Source organism: Pseudomonas sp. (genome assembly GCF_028293835.1).
GTDB lineage: Bacteria > Pseudomonadota > Gammaproteobacteria > Pseudomonadales > Pseudomonadaceae > Aquipseudomonas.
Genome location: NZ_JAQGNX010000051.1, coordinates 19761 through 34870, shown reverse-complemented (window position 1 = coordinate 34870; position 15110 = coordinate 19761). Strand labels below are relative to the sequence as shown.

Here is a 15110-nt window from a genome sequence, read left to right as displayed (position 1 = left end):
TAAATCGTCGGAAGTTGCTGCTTTTTAGGCTTGAATTGCTGCTTTATTAGCAGCATCGGCGAAGGCTCTCCATGACGTTGGCCACATTTCTCTTCTCTGATTACCGCAGAAAAGTTTTAGCGTTGCTGATGCTGCGCCCCAGTGAGAGCTACCACCAGCGGAAGATTGCGCCTTTTCCCTGAATCCATTACGTCCTCCTGAGGATAGGTCAGAAGGTGTAAACCTTATTCAGGACGGGACAGCTTAAATAAAAAAGCCAGAGACATCACTGCCCCTGGCTTCCCCACTACAAACCCAGCCAAACCCTAAGCCAAAAAAATCAATCCCAGCTCAACGCCCCCCCCGTCTGATACTCAATAACCCGAGTCTCAAAGAAATTCTTCTCTTTCTTCAAGTCCATAATCTCGCTCATCCAAGGAAACGGGTTAGTAGTCCCCGGATACTCTTCTTTCAACCCAATCTGGCTCAAACGACGGTTAGCGATGAACTTCAGGTAGTCCTCCATCATCGCCGCGTTCATGCCCAACACCCCACGAGGCATGGTGTCACGGGCGTATTCGATTTCTAGCTGAGTACCCTGCAAGATCATCTGCGAGGCTTCTTCCTTCATTTCAGCATCCCACAAGTGTGGGTTTTCGATCTTGATCTGGTTGATCACGTCGATGCCGAAGTTCAGGTGCATGGATTCGTCGCGCAGGATGTATTGGAACTGCTCGGCGACGCCGGTCATTTTATTGCGGCGGCCCATGGAGAGGATTTGGGTGAAGCCGCAGTAGAAGAAGATGCCTTCCAGTACGCAGTAGTAAGCGATCAGGTTGCGCAGCAGTTCTTTGTCGGTGTCGACGGTGCCGGTTTCGAACTTCGGATCGGAAATCGAACGGGTGTATTTGAGGCCCCAGGCTGCTTTTTTGGCGACCGAAGGAATCTCGTGGTACATGTTGAAGATCTCGCCTTCGTCCATGCCCAGCGATTCGATGCAGTACTGGTAGGCGTGGGTGTGGATCGCTTCTTCGAACGCTTGGCGCAGGATGTACTGGCGGCATTCCGGGTTGGTGATCAGGCGGTAAACAGCCAGCACCAGGTTATTGGCCACCAGGGAGTCGGCGGTGGAGAAGAAGCCGAGGTTGCGCATGACGATGCGGCGCTCGTCGTCGGTCAGGCCTTCCGGATCGCGCCATACGGCGATGTCGGCGGTCATGTTGACCTCTTGCGGCATCCAGTGATTGGCGCAGCCATCGAGGTATTTCTGCCAGGCCCAGTCGTACTTGAAGGGCACGAGTTGGTTAAGGTCGGCGCGGCAGTTGATCATCATCTTTTCGTCAACGGCTACACGGGCGCTGGCGCCTTCGAGTTCAGCCAGACCTTCGGCGACGTCGAGGCTGTCCAGAGCGGCCTTGGCGCGAATGATCGCGGCCGAGTCGCTGGCAGTGACTGCGCGGGCTTCTTGTGCCGCAGCGCCACCGGCGCTGTCGAGGCGGTCCATGTTGGCTTCGTTGGCGTGGCCGGCGTTGGTAGCACGGGCGACGGTTTCGCCGTCTTCTTTGTGGAATTCATCCCAGTTCAGCATGGTATGTGGCTCCTGCCCAAGGGCCGCCAACGGCGACCGGTTAAAATTTAAGGTATAAGCCGCCAGCGCTGCATTTACATGCTGGCAACGGAATGAGTCGAGATTACTCGAGTGCCTTACAGTGTTTGGATCTACAAAGCTGGCGGTCGTTGCCTGGACCGCACACGGAACGAGTCTTCGGGGTTGCTATCAGGTGAGCCAGCTTTGCATGCGCAAACGGTCATTTGAGTACCCTTCGATGAGTGCGAGATTATACAGATTTTTGCGTCGCACTGGTTCGTCTGTTTCCGCGTTTTTGCGCGTGTTTTTTGCAGGTTTCTTTGATTTTTAGCGCATTTCACTCTTGACAAAAATGAGCGCCAAATTTGGGCGTGAATCGCTTATCTAGTGGTTTTCTATTGCTTGAGACGCAGCATATAGTGCTGCTGCTCTCTCGGCAATCGCTTGGATGAGGTCGATTACGGCAAAGATTCAAGACGTGGTCTGGATCAAATTCGTTAGGCCACTGATACCGGGCGTTGTGACGGAAAACGGCCCGGAAGACGTTCTTTTCAAACTAAACAACCGGCGACGAATGGCAAAATAAAAGTGGGACTTAATCGTCCCGTATATCCGTTCAATCAGTCGCTAATCGGCAGCCCGATACACCGTTCAAATACGCTTTTCAGCGCATCGTAATCGCAGACCACCGCATCAATATTCGCTTGAATCCATTCTTGGGCATCCACGGCCCACCAACTGATTCCATAACCCGCGTTCACAATGATGTGTTCAAATAAAATCCGTTGTGCTCTGCCGTTGCCTTCGCGAAAAGGATGCACAACGTTAAGGTCGCCAAACAGTTCTGCGCTAGCGGTTATAAGGCTTGCACGATCCAGATATTGAAACCAGTTGGCATTGGCCAAGGAGCCGAACAGCTTGTTAGCTTCAGGTTCGATTCGGCTGGTCATGCAGAAATGGGTCTCGTCTTTCGAGATGTCCACCGTGCGAACTTCACCAGCCCAATCGTAAAGGTCCGAGAACAGCCGTTGATGCAGGGTTCTGAGGTAAGAAAGATCGTAGGGCGGCGGCGCAAACTCGATGGATTCAGCGGCGACTTCAGAGAGTGCGCGCTCTGCTTCGGACAGGATTCCGAATTCGGTTATACCAAGAAGATTCCGCAGGACCGCGGTACCGGGATAACAGTACGGGTCTTGTCCGACGCCATATTTATCTAGCATCAGGCTTGTTTATTACGATAGGTTTTTAGCAATTCTTCACGAGACGGAAGAATGCGTTCAGCATCCAGCGGAGTGCTCTCGAAACCTTCCAGGCGCAGGCTGGCTGCGTAGTTGGATCTGCGTGTCTTGGCGCAGTAGGCTTTTTTTGCATCGAGAGAGAGGTTAGGCATTGAGACGGCCTCCGAGTTTCAAGGACCTATTTTTCAAGGGCCCATTGTAGCGGAAAGAGCTGGCCGAGAGGCTTTGGTTTTTCAACCGCTGGTGCGATTTATCGCAGCCTTCGGCAGCTCCTACAGTTCAGTAAAGCTCGCCAACAAGTCGGCTCCTATAGGCAGCCAACTTTGGTTCACGATTACTGGCAAGCCTCGCAGTCCGGCTCATCAATCGCGCAGGCTTGCGGCACTGGCGCTGGTCCGGCGGTGGTGAATTCCGATGGCTTTGGCGCCGCCAGAATGGAGTCATCGCCGTGGTTGCCGCTGGATACTGCGTTGAGCTTGCTGGTGCTGATGGTCGACTTCTCAGTGCTGGTCGCGGCCAGGGCACGGAGGTAGTAAGTGGTCTTCAGGCCACGGTACCAAGCCATGCGGTAGGTCACGTCAAGCTTCTTGCCCGAGGCGCCGGCGATGTACAGGTTCAGCGACTGAGCCTGGTCAATCCACTTTTGGCGGCGGCTGGCGGCGTCGACGATCCACTTGGTTTCCACTTCGAAGGCGGTGGCGTACAGGTCTTTGAGTTCCTGCGGGATGCGTTAGATTTGCTGTACGGAACCGTCGTAGTATTTCAGGTCGTTGATCATGACCGAGTCCCAAAGACCGCGAGCTTTAAGGTCGCGAACCAGGTACGGGTTGATCACGGTGAATTCGCCCGAGAGGTTCGACTTCACGTACAGGTTTTGATACGTCGGTTCGATCGACTGCGAAACGCCAGTGATGTTGGCGATGGTGGCGGTCGGTGCGATGGCCATGATGTTGGAGTTACGAATACCTTTCTGCACACGGGCACGCACGGGTGCCCAGTCCAGGGTTTCGTTCAGATCGACATCAATGTACTTCTGGCCCCGTTGTTCGATCAGGATCTGTTGCGAATCCAGCGGCAGAATGCCCTTGGACCACAACGAGCCCGGGAACGTCTCGTAAGCGCCGCGCTCATCAGCCAGGTCGCAAGACGCCTGGATCGCGTAGTAGCTGACCGCTTCCATGGAACGGTCGGCGAACTCCACGGCAGCGTCGGAACCGTATGGCAGGTGTTGCAAGTACAGCGCGTCCTGGAAGCCCATGATGCCCAGGCCCACTGGACGGTGCTTCAAGTTCGAGTTGCGCGCTTGCGGCACCGAGTAGTAGTTGATGTCGATCACGTTATCGAGCATGCGAACGGCGGTGTCGATGGTGCGCTTGAGCTTGATGGTGTCCAGCTTGCCGTTCACGATGTGGTTTGGCAGGTTGATCGAGCCCAAGTTACAAACGGCAATTTCATCCTTGTTGGTGTTCAAGGTGATTTCAGTGCACAGGTTCGAGCTGTGAACCACGCCGACGTGTTGCTGCGGGCTGCGCAGGTTGCACGGGTCTTTGAAGGTCAACCAAGGGTGGCCGGTTTCGAACAGCATCGAGAGCATCTTGCGCCACAGGTCTTTGGCCTGAAGGGTCTTAAACAGCTTGATCTTGCTGCCGTACTGGGTCAGTGCTTCGTAATACTCGTAACGCTCTTCGAAGGCTTTACCGGTCAGGTCGTGCAGGTCCGGAACTTCGGAAGGCGAGAACAGGGTCCACGGGCCGTCATCGAAGACGCGCTTCATGAACAGGTCAGGGATCCAGTTGGCGGTGTTCATGTCATGGGTACGACGACGATCATCACCGGTGTTCTTGCGCAGCTCGATGAACTCTTCAATGTCCATGTGCCAGGTTTCCAGGTAAGCGCAGACTGCGCCTTTGCGTTTGCCGCCCTGGTTAACTGCAACTGCCGTGTCGTTGACCACTTTGAGGAACGGCACGACGCCTTGGGATTTGCCGTTGGTGCCCTTGATGTAAGAGCCCAGCGCGCGAACCGGCGTCCAGTCGTTGCCCAGGCCGCCGGCAAATTTGGAGAGCATGGCGTTGTCGTGGATGGCGTGGTAAATGCCCGACAGGTCATCTGGAACGGTGGTCAGGTAGCAGCTGGAAAGCTGTGGACGCTGGGTGCCGGCGTTGAACAAGGTTGGGGTCGACGACATGTAGTCGAACGAAGACAACAAGTTGTAGAACTCGATGGCACGGTCTTCTTTGTTCTTCTCTTCGATGGCCAGGCCCATGGCCACGCGCATGAAGAAGATCTGCGGCAATTCGAAACGCACGCCATCCTTGTGGATGAAGTAGCGGTCGTACAGGGTTTGCAGGCCCAGGTAAGTGAATTGCTGATCGCGCTCGTGGTTGATCGCCTTGCCCAGTTTTTCCAGGTCGAAGGTCGCTAGGATAGGGTTCAGCAAATCGAACTCGATGCCTTTCGCGATGTAGGACGGCAGTGCTTTGGCGTACAGGTCGACCATTTCGTGGTGGGTGGCGCTTTCGGCCACTTCCAGGAAGCTCAAGCCTTCGGCACGCAGGGTGTCCATCAACAGGCGAGCGGTCACGAAGGAGTAGTTAGGCTCACGTTCTACCAGGGTGCGCGCGGTCATTACCAGGGCAGTGTTGACGTCTTTCAGCGCAACGCCGTCGTACAGGTTTTTCAGGGTTTCGCTTTGAATCAGGTTCGCGTCGACTTCCGCCAGACCTTCGCAGGCCTCGGTGACGATGGTGTTCAAACGACCCATGTCCAGCGGCGCCAGGCTGCCATCAGCGCGGGTGATGCGGATCGATGGGTGCGCTTGTACCGGTTCATCGGTGGAGCGAACGGCGCGCTCTTTGGCGCGGGAGTCACGGTAGATCACATAGTCACGGGCGACTTTCTGTTCGCCAGCGCGCATCAGGGCGAGTTCGACCTGGTCCTGGATTTCTTCAATATGGATGGTGCCGCCCGAAGGCATGCGACGTTTGAACGTGGTGCTGACCTGTTCGGTCAAGCGCGCCACGGTATCGTGGATGCGCGACGACGCGGCGGCGGTACCGCCTTCAACTGCAAGAAACGCTTTGGTAATGGCGACGGTGATTTTGTCATCGGTGTAAGGAACGACGGTCCCATTACGCTTGATCACCCGCAGCTGACCCGGTGCAGTGGCGGACAAATCCTGTTGGGAGTGGTCGGCGTGCGGAGTAGCGGTCGGCGAATTCTCGCGAGTTGTGTCTGTTTGCATGGGTGTCTCCACGTTCTTTAAGTTTGTTTAGGCACTAATTGGTGCCCAGCGTTCCATCTCAAGGCAGTCAACCGACCAAGTGGTCAGTTGGAAAGACTTCAAAACGGATAAGGAAGGCTTTGGCCTTTCCCTGGCGTTGAAGTCGTTGGTCACGGGACACGCCCGCTACCGAAATCGTATGAAGGATGCTCGTCTTTTGTTGCAACTCGCGTACCGGTTTGCCCCCATAGAAATGAGGCAAGGCGGTTGCCATCTACTTGAGCAGTTTGGCGTGCTGAAAACGCTGCGATTCAACCAAACAGCAGCAAGAAAACAGCTTGAAATTCTCGATTAAGTTGTGCTTGGTTTCAGGCGGTAAACCCTACATGTAGGGTTTTTTTCGCGCCGAGCTACAAGATAAAGCGTTTTGGCCATGAAATGCAACGAGCGCCTGTGGATAAATCTGTGGGTAAATCATGTATGAAATCTGGAAAACCCGTGTAGGCCGCAGAACTACTGGACCGGACCGTCTGTCATTGTTTTTGCCGTCATTCGCAGGTTTTTTCAGGCGTGAAGTTCGTCACGAAAAACGCAGGTTTTGAGTGCAAACTGGCATGTCGTGTGCTTAGCGCGAGCTGTTGCTAAACTCGCCCTCAATCAAGCCCTTTGACGCCTGATTCGCACGATGTCTCTATTAATAAGAACAATGACAGAAGAGGTTACCCGTGGAGCAAGAAGCCTGGCAGGTGCTGATTGTCGAAGACGACCAGCGTTTGGCTGAACTGACCCGTGACTACCTTCAGGGCAATGGCCTGCGGGTGAATATCGAAGGTGATGGCGCCATGGCCGTGGCGCGCATCATTGCCGAGCAACCTGATTTGGTGATTCTTGACCTGATGCTGCCCGGTGAAGATGGCTTGAGCATCTGTCGCAGGGTTCGTGATCGCTACGACGGCCCGATCCTGATGCTCACCGCGCGCACCGATGACTCCGATCAAATTCAAGGCCTGGATATGGGTGCCGACGATTTCGTCTGCAAACCGGTGCACCCTCGCGTCTTGTTGGCGCGCATCCACGCGCTGTTGCGACGCAACGAGACGGCTGAGGCTAAATCCGAAATCAAGTCTGAAGAGAAAACGCGGCGGCTGGTATTCGGTCCGCTGATCGTCGATAACGCCCTGCGCGAAGCCTGGTTGCAGGGCAGCAGCATCGAGTTAACCAGCGCTGAATTCGATCTGCTGTGGTTATTGGTAGCCAACGCCGGGCGGATTTTGTCCCGGGAAGAAATCTTCACGGCGCTGCGTGGTTTTGGCTATGACGGCCAGGATCGGTCGATTGACGTACGTATTTCGCGTATTCGGCCGAAAATCGGTGACGATCCGATTCATCCGCGCTTGATCAAGACCATTCGCAGCAAAGGTTATCTGTTTGTCCCGGAGGCCGCGCAAGACCCTACCTGTTATGTACTGAACTACTGACGCCATGAATTCCATCTTCCTGCGCATTTATGGCGGCATGCTTGGCGTATTGGTGCTGGTGGCGCTGCTGGGAGTGTTGACCCTGCACCTGGTCAATCAGGTGCGCGGCGAGCAATACCGCGAGCGCCTGGCCCACGGCACGTTCACCCTCATGGCCGACAATCTGAAACCCATGATCGCCATTGACCAGACTCGTGCGCTGGCGGCGTGGGGACGCTTGATGGGCATTCCGCTGGAACTGATAGCGCTCAAAGACACCGCCCTCGACAGCGGCGACCGCAGCCGAATGCTGCGCGGTCAAGTGGTGGTCGAGCAAACCGGACCGCATGCCGCCAAGGTTTATCGACTCGTCAGCGACAGCGAACAACTGGTGCTAAGCGGCGAGGTAGGGCAAATCAGCGAGCAACTGGCTCGCGCGACTATTTATTTACTCATTGATGAGTTGGTACGGGTTCCGGTCGCTGAGCAACCCCAACGCCTTAATACCCTGAAGCTGGAAAAGGGCTTTGGTTTTGACATGCGATTGATTCGTCTCGATAAGGCCGACATGGATGTCGATCAACGCCGCCGGGTCGATGAAGGCGACACGGTGATGGCCCTGGGCAAAGGCGGTGATTCGATCCGGGTGTTCGCCGGAATGGTCAATACCCCATGGGTATTGGAGATCGGTCCGCTGTACCAGATGAACCCGTACCCGCCGGAATTGTTGGTGCTCATCGGTTTTCTTGGCCTGTGTCTGATTGGGCTGGTGGTGTACTTGCTGGTGCGCCGCCTCGAGCGGCGCTTGCTGGGTCTTGAGGCCGCCGCGACGCGCATCGCCAAGGGCAGCCTGGAAACCCGGGTCCCAGCGTCGGGTTCTGATTCTGTAGGGCGTTTGGCCTCGGCGTTCAATGGCATGGCCGAACATCTACAGCGCTCATTAAGCATGCAGCGTGAACTGGTGCGTGCCGTTTCCCACGAGTTGCGTACGCCGGTAGCCCGGTTGCGCTTTGGCCTGGAAATGATCGGCGAGGCGACCACTGAAGCGGCGCGGGATAAATACCGGGTCGGCATGGACAGTGATATTCAGGACCTCGACAAGCTGGTGGACGAGATGTTGACGTATGCGCGACTGGAACAGGGCTCGCCGACCCTGAATTTCCAGCGGATCAGTCTGGATGCGTTGGTCAATCAGGTGATCGCTGAATTGGCGCCGTTGCGTGCCACGGTCATGGTCAGTCGAGGGGAATGCGTGGCGTCGGCGGATAACGACGGCGCCTGGGTCGAGGCTGAGCCGCGTTATCTGCACCGGGCGCTACAGAACCTGGTGAGCAATGCCATGCGCCACGCTGAGACTCAGGTTCGGGTCAGCTATCAGGTGGGACCGGAACGCTGTCGCATCGACATAGAGGACGACGGTCCCGGTGTGCCGGAAAGCGCTTGGGAGCGAATTTTTAAGCCCTTCATGCGGGTAGACGACAGCCGCACGCGGGCATCGGGGGGTCACGGCCTTGGGCTGTCGATTGTGCGGCGGATCATCCACTGGCATGGCGGCCGGGCTTTGATTAGTCAAAGCCAGAATCTGGGCGGCGCGTGTTTCAGTTTGGCGTGGCCGCGTCAGCAAAAGCCCTGAGTGCCACTTGAATCAGGGCGCCGTGATGCTGACCAGGCTTAACAGTTGTCCATCTCTCACGCTGAACTGCGCGTCCAGTTCGCAGCCGCTGGGCCATTCGGGGGATAAGTCAATCAGCAGGCGCAGGCGAGCGCTGCCGTCAGCGGACCAGTGCAAGACTTCGGCGTCTTCGAAGTAGAAGCGTTTTTGCACAAGCGGGTAGAGGGCTTTGAACAGGCTTTCTTTCACGGAGAAGGTGAGGGTCACCAGTAAGGCTACGTTGTCGGTGGGGCCGGCTGCCATGCGCTGTAGTTCGTCAGGGATGAGGATTTCTCCGGCCAGCCGTTGCGCGCGGTCGCTGTTAAGTAGATTTTCCATGTCCATGCCGAGACCGCGCCATTGTGTCCGCTGCCCGACGATTGCCGCTGCCCAGCCGTGGCTGTGGGTAATTGAACCGCAGATATCCACAGGCCAGACCGGCGCACGGTCTTCGCCGATGTCGGGGACGTAGTGGCGGCCGTCCAGTTGCTGCAAGGCCTCCCGTGCGCAGAGCCGGCCGGCAAGGAACTCAGCCTGCCGTTTGGCGACGGCGCGTTGAATATTGGCGGGGGCGTCAATGCGGCTGCGCTGGAAGTCGCTTTCCGATAATTGCTTTGGATCAAACGCTCCGCTGACCAACACCACGCCAGGCAGTGTATGGGGCAACGGCCAGTGGGTAATTAGCGTGGGGCAACAGGCGGGAAGGATCGAAGGCTCAGTCATGCCTGGTATTTTGCCGGTTTGGCGCAGGGTTTGGTAGGGACACCGAGCCGCCTGTAGGCGCCAACTGGTTGGCGAGGCAGGCAGCGCGGTGAGTCAGACAAACCGTGGCGCCAGGCGGATCGCCAACAAGTTGGCTCCTTGTCAGCCAAACACTTTCTTCAAGAAGGCCTGCATATCCGCCCATGAGCTCTGATCAGCGGCTTTGTCATAGGCGATGTCCGGAGCGTTGTCGCCTTTGCCGAGGCGATCTGCATCAGGGTTAGTGAAACCATGCTTGGCGCCATCAATACCCACGAATTGGTAATCAGCCCCGGCTTTGTCCATTTCCGACTTGAAAGCCACCACGCTGTCTGGCTTGATCATGGTGTCGCTGTTGCCGTGCTCGACCAGAATTTTGCTTTTGATGCTGCCCGGCGTGGCTGGCGTCTTGGTGGCCAGCATGCCGTGGAACGACACCACTCCCAGCAGCGGATCGCCGCGACGAGCGGCGTCCAGGACGATGCCGCCACCGAAGCAGTAACCAATAGCGGCGATTTTCGCCGGATTGGTTTGCGGTTGCTTCTTCAACTGCGCAAGCCCGGCGTCAAAGCGTTGGGCGGCGCCGGTGCTGTTTTTCATCGCCTCCATCATGAAGGACATGGCGTCCTTGGGGTGCTCGGTATTCTTGCCTTCGCCGTACATATCCACCGCCATGGCGCTGTAACCCAATGCTGCCAGCTCACGGGCGCGGCCTTTGGCGTAATCGTTCAAGCCCCACCATTCATGCACCACCAGCACGCCTGGGCGCTGACCCTTTATCGCATCGTCGTAGGCGTAATAACCGATCAATTGGGTGCCGTCGGCGCTTTGATAATTGATGGTTTCGGTCTTGACGGCGGCCTGAGTCACTCCGGCCAAGCCCAACCCGGTCAAGCCCACCATTGCTAGCGTTGTCCAGAATCGCATGTTGATTCCCCTTAGTTTTTTTATAAATCGTATAACGACGTTGATTCGTCAAACAGCCTAGACGATTGCGCAGGTCGGGTAGGGTGAATCCGTTCAGGATAAGTTCAGGGCACGTTCAGGGTGGGTTCAGGGCGCAGTGATTAGTCTGACCGCGTACCCAAATGCGCCCGGCGCGAGAGGACTTATTGATGCTTACCTTAAATAAGCTGTTTTTTGCGCTAGCGTTCCTCGGCGGCAGCGCCGCTGTACAGGCTGAAAACCTTCCCGGTGCGTTGTTACGTGCCAACGCGGGTCAACGAGTCAATAAAGCCAATCCCGGTCTGCGTACCGCCGAATACAACGTTTATTCGACGATCCACTACGCATCTGGCACCCACAACGGCGTCAAGCTGAGTCAAGCCACGCTGAAGGGCGGCTATGATCCAAAACAGCGCCCGACCTATATCTTTTAATCGTTTCAGCCTGTCGCTGGACATTTGCTGCCCAGACCGCACACTCAGCGGTCTGGGCGCAGTGCCTTTGGCCACGCTGTATAGCCTTAGCCTTGAGAGGGAATGATTTTGCCTGGGAGAGCCGCATGAAACTGCTGGTGGTAGAAGATGAGGCGTTACTACGCCATCATTTGCAGACCCGCCTGACCGAAAGCGGTCACGTGGTCGAAGCCGTGGCCAATGCCGAAGAGGCCTTATACCAGGCAGAACAATTCAACCATGATCTGGCGGTAATCGACCTGGGTCTGCCAGGCATGGGCGGACTCGACCTGATACGTCAGTTCCGTGCTCAGGGTAAGGCATTTCCGATCCTGATCCTGACGGCTCGCGGCAACTGGCAAGACAAGGTTGAAGGTTTGGCTGCCGGCGCGGATGATTACGTGGTCAAGCCGTTCCAGTTCGAAGAGCTGGAGGCACGCCTTAATGCATTGCTGCGTCGGTCCAGTGGTTTCACTCAATCGACCATCACCGCCGGACCCTTGCTGCTGGATTTGAACCGCAAGCAAGCGTCCCTCGATGAGCAGCCCTTGGCGCTGACGGCCTACGAATACCGGATTTTGGAATACCTGATGCGCCATCACCAACAAGTGGTGGCCAAGGAGCGGTTGATGGAACAACTTTATCCCGATGACGACGAGCGCGATCCGAATGTGATTGAGGTGCTGGTCGGCCGTTTGCGCCGCAAACTGGAAGGTGAGTCTGCTTTCAAGCCCATCGAAACCGTGCGTGGCCTGGGCTACTTGTTCACTGAGCGCTGTAAGTGATTCGATCACTGCGCGTGCGATTAATGCTGGCGGCAGCCATGCTGGCAGTCATTTTCATGCTCTCGTTGTTACCGGCGCTGCAGGGTGCTTACAGCCTGGCGCTGGAAGACGCCATCGAACAGCGCCTGGCGTCAGATGTCACGACCCTGATCTCCGCTGCCCGAGTCGAAGACGGGCATTTGCTAATGCCACTGATGTTGCCAGGCGAGCAGTTCAACCTGCCAGACAGCCGCCTGCTGGGCTACATCTACGACCGCGAAGGTCGGTTGGTCTGGCGTTCCCGGGCCACCTCCGAAGAAAACATCAACTACCACCCTCGGTATGACGGCACCGGTAGCAATTTCACCAAGATCAAGGAAGGCAATGGCGAAGAGTTCTTCGTCTACGACGTTGAAATCAAACTGTTAGGCGGGCGTAACGCGGCGTTCAGCATCGTCGCCTTACAGCCGGTGCGCGAATACCAGGAAATCATTTCTGGGTTACGGCAAAAGCTTTATCTGGGCTTCGGCGCAGGTTTAATCGTATTGCTGGCCTTGCTCTGGCTGGGACTGACCTGGGGTTTGCGCGCTTTGCGCGGGCTAAGTCAGGAACTGGACCAAGTGGAAGCCGGTTCTCGCGAAAGCCTCAGCGAAGAGCACCCGCGAGAATTACTGCGTTTGACCGGTTCACTTAACCGGCTGTTGTTCAGCGAGCGCGAACAACGCATTCGTTATCGGGACTCCCTGGGCGATTTGGCTCACAGCTTGAAGACCCCGCTGGCGGTGTTGCAGGGCGTCAGCGAAACCATCGCCAAACGGCCCGAAGACCTCGAGCAGGCGCGAATTCTGCAGTCGCAGATCGAACGCATGAGCCAACAAATCGACTACCAGTTGCAACGTGCCAGCTTGCGCAAAAGCGGCCTGGTCCGTCACCACGTCAGCTTGAAACCGGTGGTTGAAAGCTTGTGCAACACGCTGGATAAGGTCTACCGCGATAAGCAGGTCAACGTCATTGTCGAGCTGCCGGACGAATACCTGATTCCCATGGAACAGGGCGCCCTGCTGGAAATGCTCGGCAATCTCCTGGAAAACGCCTATCGCCTGTGCCTTGGCCGGGTGCGTGTCAGCCTGCGCCCTTCGATGCACGGCGATGAACTGTGCATCGAAGACGACGGTCCCGGCGTTCCCGAAAGCCAGCGCGCACGGATTCTGCAGCGCGGTGAGCGCCTGGATCGGCAAAATCCGGGGCAAGGCATCGGGTTGGCAGTGGTCAAAGACATCATCGAAAGCTACAACGCGCGTTTGACCCTTGGCGATTCCACGTTAGGCGGCGCAGCGTTTCGTATTCATTTCCTCGCTACGTAAATACTTACTAAGCTATAACTTATCAGTGCGGCGGATATCCGCCATTGCAGATGCTATTTTTGCCTTATGCGGCGGAAAGCCGCCATGTTCCAGGCCCTTAACGTCCTTCTGTTCAGCGACAGTCAGCGGATTCATTGGCGTGTAGAGCATTTGCAAAACATGGCACACGCTTTGCGATAGGGCCAAGAGGTTTGCGAATGGTTTGCCCCCGCAACTCGACAAAACAAATCCCTCCAGTGCAGGAGGGTTAAGCGCTTTAAGTGTCGCGCGCATCAGATGGATGGTGCCCAGCGATGCTATTGAGGAACTTCGCAATGACGACTCGTCAGCCCTTGTACAAATCCCTGTATTTCCAGGTGATCGTAGCCATTGTTATTGGCATTCTAATCGGTCACTTCTACCCTCAAGCCGGTGTTGCGCTCAAACCACTGGGTGATGGCTTCATCAAGCTGATCAAAATGATCATCGCCCCGATTATCTTCTGCACGGTGGTCAGCGGCATCGCCGGCATGGAGACCATGAAGTCCGTGGGCAAAACCGGCGGTTACGCGCTGTTGTACTTCGAAATTGTGTCGACCATCGCCCTGCTGGTGGGTCTGGTTGTGGTCAACGTTGTACAGCCGGGCGCCGGCATGCACATCGACGTCGCCACCCTCGATTCCTCGAAAGTAGCGGCCTATGTGGCTGCCGGTGCTGATCAAAGCGTTGTCAGCTTCATCCTGAACATCATTCCCAACACCATCTTCAGTGCATTCGCCACGGGCGATATCCTGCAGGTGTTGATGTTCTCGGTGATCTTCGGTTTCGCCCTGCACCGCCTGGGTGCTTACGGCCGGCCGCTGCTGGACTTCATTGATCGCTTTGCCCATGTCATGTTTAACATCATCAACATGATCATGAAGCTCGCGCCACTGGGTGCGTTCGGCGCCATGGCGTTCACCATCGGTGCCTACGGTGTAGGTTCGCTGGTGCAACTGGGTCAGTTGATGCTGTGCTTCTACATCACCTGCGTGGTGTTCGTGTTGGTTGTGCTGGGCGGCATTGCCCGGGCACACGGCTTTAGCGTGATCAAAGTCATTCGTTATATCCGTGAAGAATTGCTGATCGTACTGGGTACTTCGTCGTCGGAATCCGCATTGCCGCGCATGCTGGTCAAGATGGAACGCCTGGGCGCGAACAAGTCGGTCGTGGGTCTGGTTATCCCGACTGGCTACTCGTTCAACCTCGACGGTACGGCAATCTACCTGACCATGGCTGCGGTGTTCATCGCTCAGGCGACCGATACCCACATGGACATCACGCATCAGATCACCTTGCTGGTGGTGTTGTTGCTGTCCTCTAAAGGCGCTGCTGGCGTTACCGGTAGCGGCTTCATCGTGTTGGCTGCCACCCTGTCGGCTGTTGGCCATTTGCCGGTTGCCGGTCTGGCGCTGATCCTCGGCATCGACCGCTTCATGTCCGAAGCCCGCGCCCTGACCAACCTGGTGGGTAACGCTGTAGCCACACTGGTAGTTGCCAAGTGGGTAGGCGAGCTGGACGAAACCCAGATGCAAGCCGAACTGACCTCAGGCGGTCGTCCTATCAGCAACACGGGTCCGGAAGATGATCTGGGCGTGAAAGAAGTTTCGCTCACAACCCCTGCATCCCGTGAAACTGTTTAACGTTCAGCAGCAATAAAAAAAACCCATCTTCGGATGGGTTTTTTTAC

General features: G+C 56.3%; 12 protein-coding genes and 1 pseudogene. 7 read left to right on the top strand and 6 right to left on the bottom strand.

What is annotated here, in order from left to right:
- Positions 1–319 precede the first annotated feature (319 nt).
- From JWR17_RS06135 to JWR17_RS06120, 4 genes and pseudogenes are all read right to left on the bottom strand, one after another.
- The gene (locus JWR17_RS06135; RefSeq protein ID WP_299829322.1) at positions 320–1567 is read right to left on the bottom strand and encodes a ribonucleotide-diphosphate reductase subunit beta; all 1248 of its coding nucleotides are present in this window, start codon (positions 1565–1567) and stop codon (positions 320–322) included.
- A 620-nt stretch (positions 1568–2187) separates the two neighbouring features.
- Complete coding sequence (locus JWR17_RS06130) at positions 2188–2787, bottom strand: putative adenosine monophosphate-protein transferase Fic (protein ID WP_299829320.1); 600 nt, start codon at positions 2785–2787, stop codon at positions 2188–2190.
- The gene (locus JWR17_RS06125; protein ID WP_299829318.1) at positions 2787–2957 is read right to left on the bottom strand and encodes a YhfG family protein; all 171 of its coding nucleotides are present in this window, start codon (positions 2955–2957) and stop codon (positions 2787–2789) included. The genes JWR17_RS06130 and JWR17_RS06125 overlap by 1 nt, the downstream gene beginning before the upstream one ends.
- Before the next feature lie 182 nt (positions 2958–3139).
- Positions 3140–6049: pseudogene (locus tag JWR17_RS06120) on the bottom strand (ribonucleoside-diphosphate reductase subunit alpha).
- A 79-nt stretch (positions 6050–6128) separates the two neighbouring features.
- Here JWR17_RS06120 and JWR17_RS06115 point away from each other — a divergent pair.
- The 3 genes from JWR17_RS06115 to JWR17_RS06105 all read left to right on the top strand — a co-directional run bounded on the left by JWR17_RS06115 (position 6129) and on the right by JWR17_RS06105 (position 9118).
- Entirely contained in the window at positions 6129–6383 is a 255-nt protein-coding gene (locus JWR17_RS06115) for a hypothetical protein (protein ID WP_299829316.1), read from the top strand.
- A gap of 370 nt (positions 6384–6753) precedes the next feature.
- Entirely contained in the window at positions 6754–7506 is a 753-nt protein-coding gene (locus JWR17_RS06110) for a response regulator (RefSeq protein WP_299829314.1), read from the top strand.
- Between the two features lie 4 nt (positions 7507–7510).
- Complete coding sequence (locus JWR17_RS06105) at positions 7511–9118, top strand: ATP-binding protein (RefSeq protein ID WP_299829312.1); 1608 nt, start codon at positions 7511–7513, stop codon at positions 9116–9118.
- Between the two features lie 12 nt (positions 9119–9130).
- Here JWR17_RS06105 and JWR17_RS06100 read toward each other — a convergent pair whose 3' ends face one another.
- Positions 9131–9859 (bottom strand): 4'-phosphopantetheinyl transferase, encoded by a 729-nt coding sequence (locus JWR17_RS06100; protein WP_299829310.1) that lies wholly within the window; start codon positions 9857–9859, stop codon positions 9131–9133.
- A 141-nt stretch (positions 9860–10000) separates the two neighbouring features.
- Entirely contained in the window at positions 10001–10804 is an 804-nt protein-coding gene (locus JWR17_RS06095; RefSeq protein WP_299829308.1) for a dienelactone hydrolase family protein, read from the bottom strand.
- Positions 10805–10992: 188 nt separating this feature from the next.
- Between JWR17_RS06095 and JWR17_RS06090 the strand changes: the two genes are divergently transcribed.
- From JWR17_RS06090 to JWR17_RS06075, 4 genes are all read left to right on the top strand, one after another.
- On the top strand, positions 10993–11256 hold the full coding sequence (locus JWR17_RS06090; protein ID WP_299829306.1) for a hypothetical protein: 264 nt from the start codon (positions 10993–10995) through the stop codon (positions 11254–11256).
- A gap of 125 nt (positions 11257–11381) precedes the next feature.
- Complete coding sequence (locus JWR17_RS06085) at positions 11382–12059, top strand: response regulator (RefSeq protein ID WP_299829304.1); 678 nt, start codon at positions 11382–11384, stop codon at positions 12057–12059.
- Positions 12056–13402, top strand: coding sequence for an ATP-binding protein (locus JWR17_RS06080; RefSeq protein ID WP_299829302.1), 1347 nt, complete (start codon positions 12056–12058; stop codon positions 13400–13402). Before JWR17_RS06085 ends, JWR17_RS06080 begins: the two co-directional genes overlap by 4 nt.
- Before the next feature lie 314 nt (positions 13403–13716).
- A complete protein-coding gene (locus tag JWR17_RS06075) occupies positions 13717–15063 on the top strand; it encodes a dicarboxylate/amino acid:cation symporter (RefSeq protein WP_299829300.1) in 1347 nt (448 codons plus the stop codon).
- Positions 15064–15110: the final 47 nt, after the last annotated feature.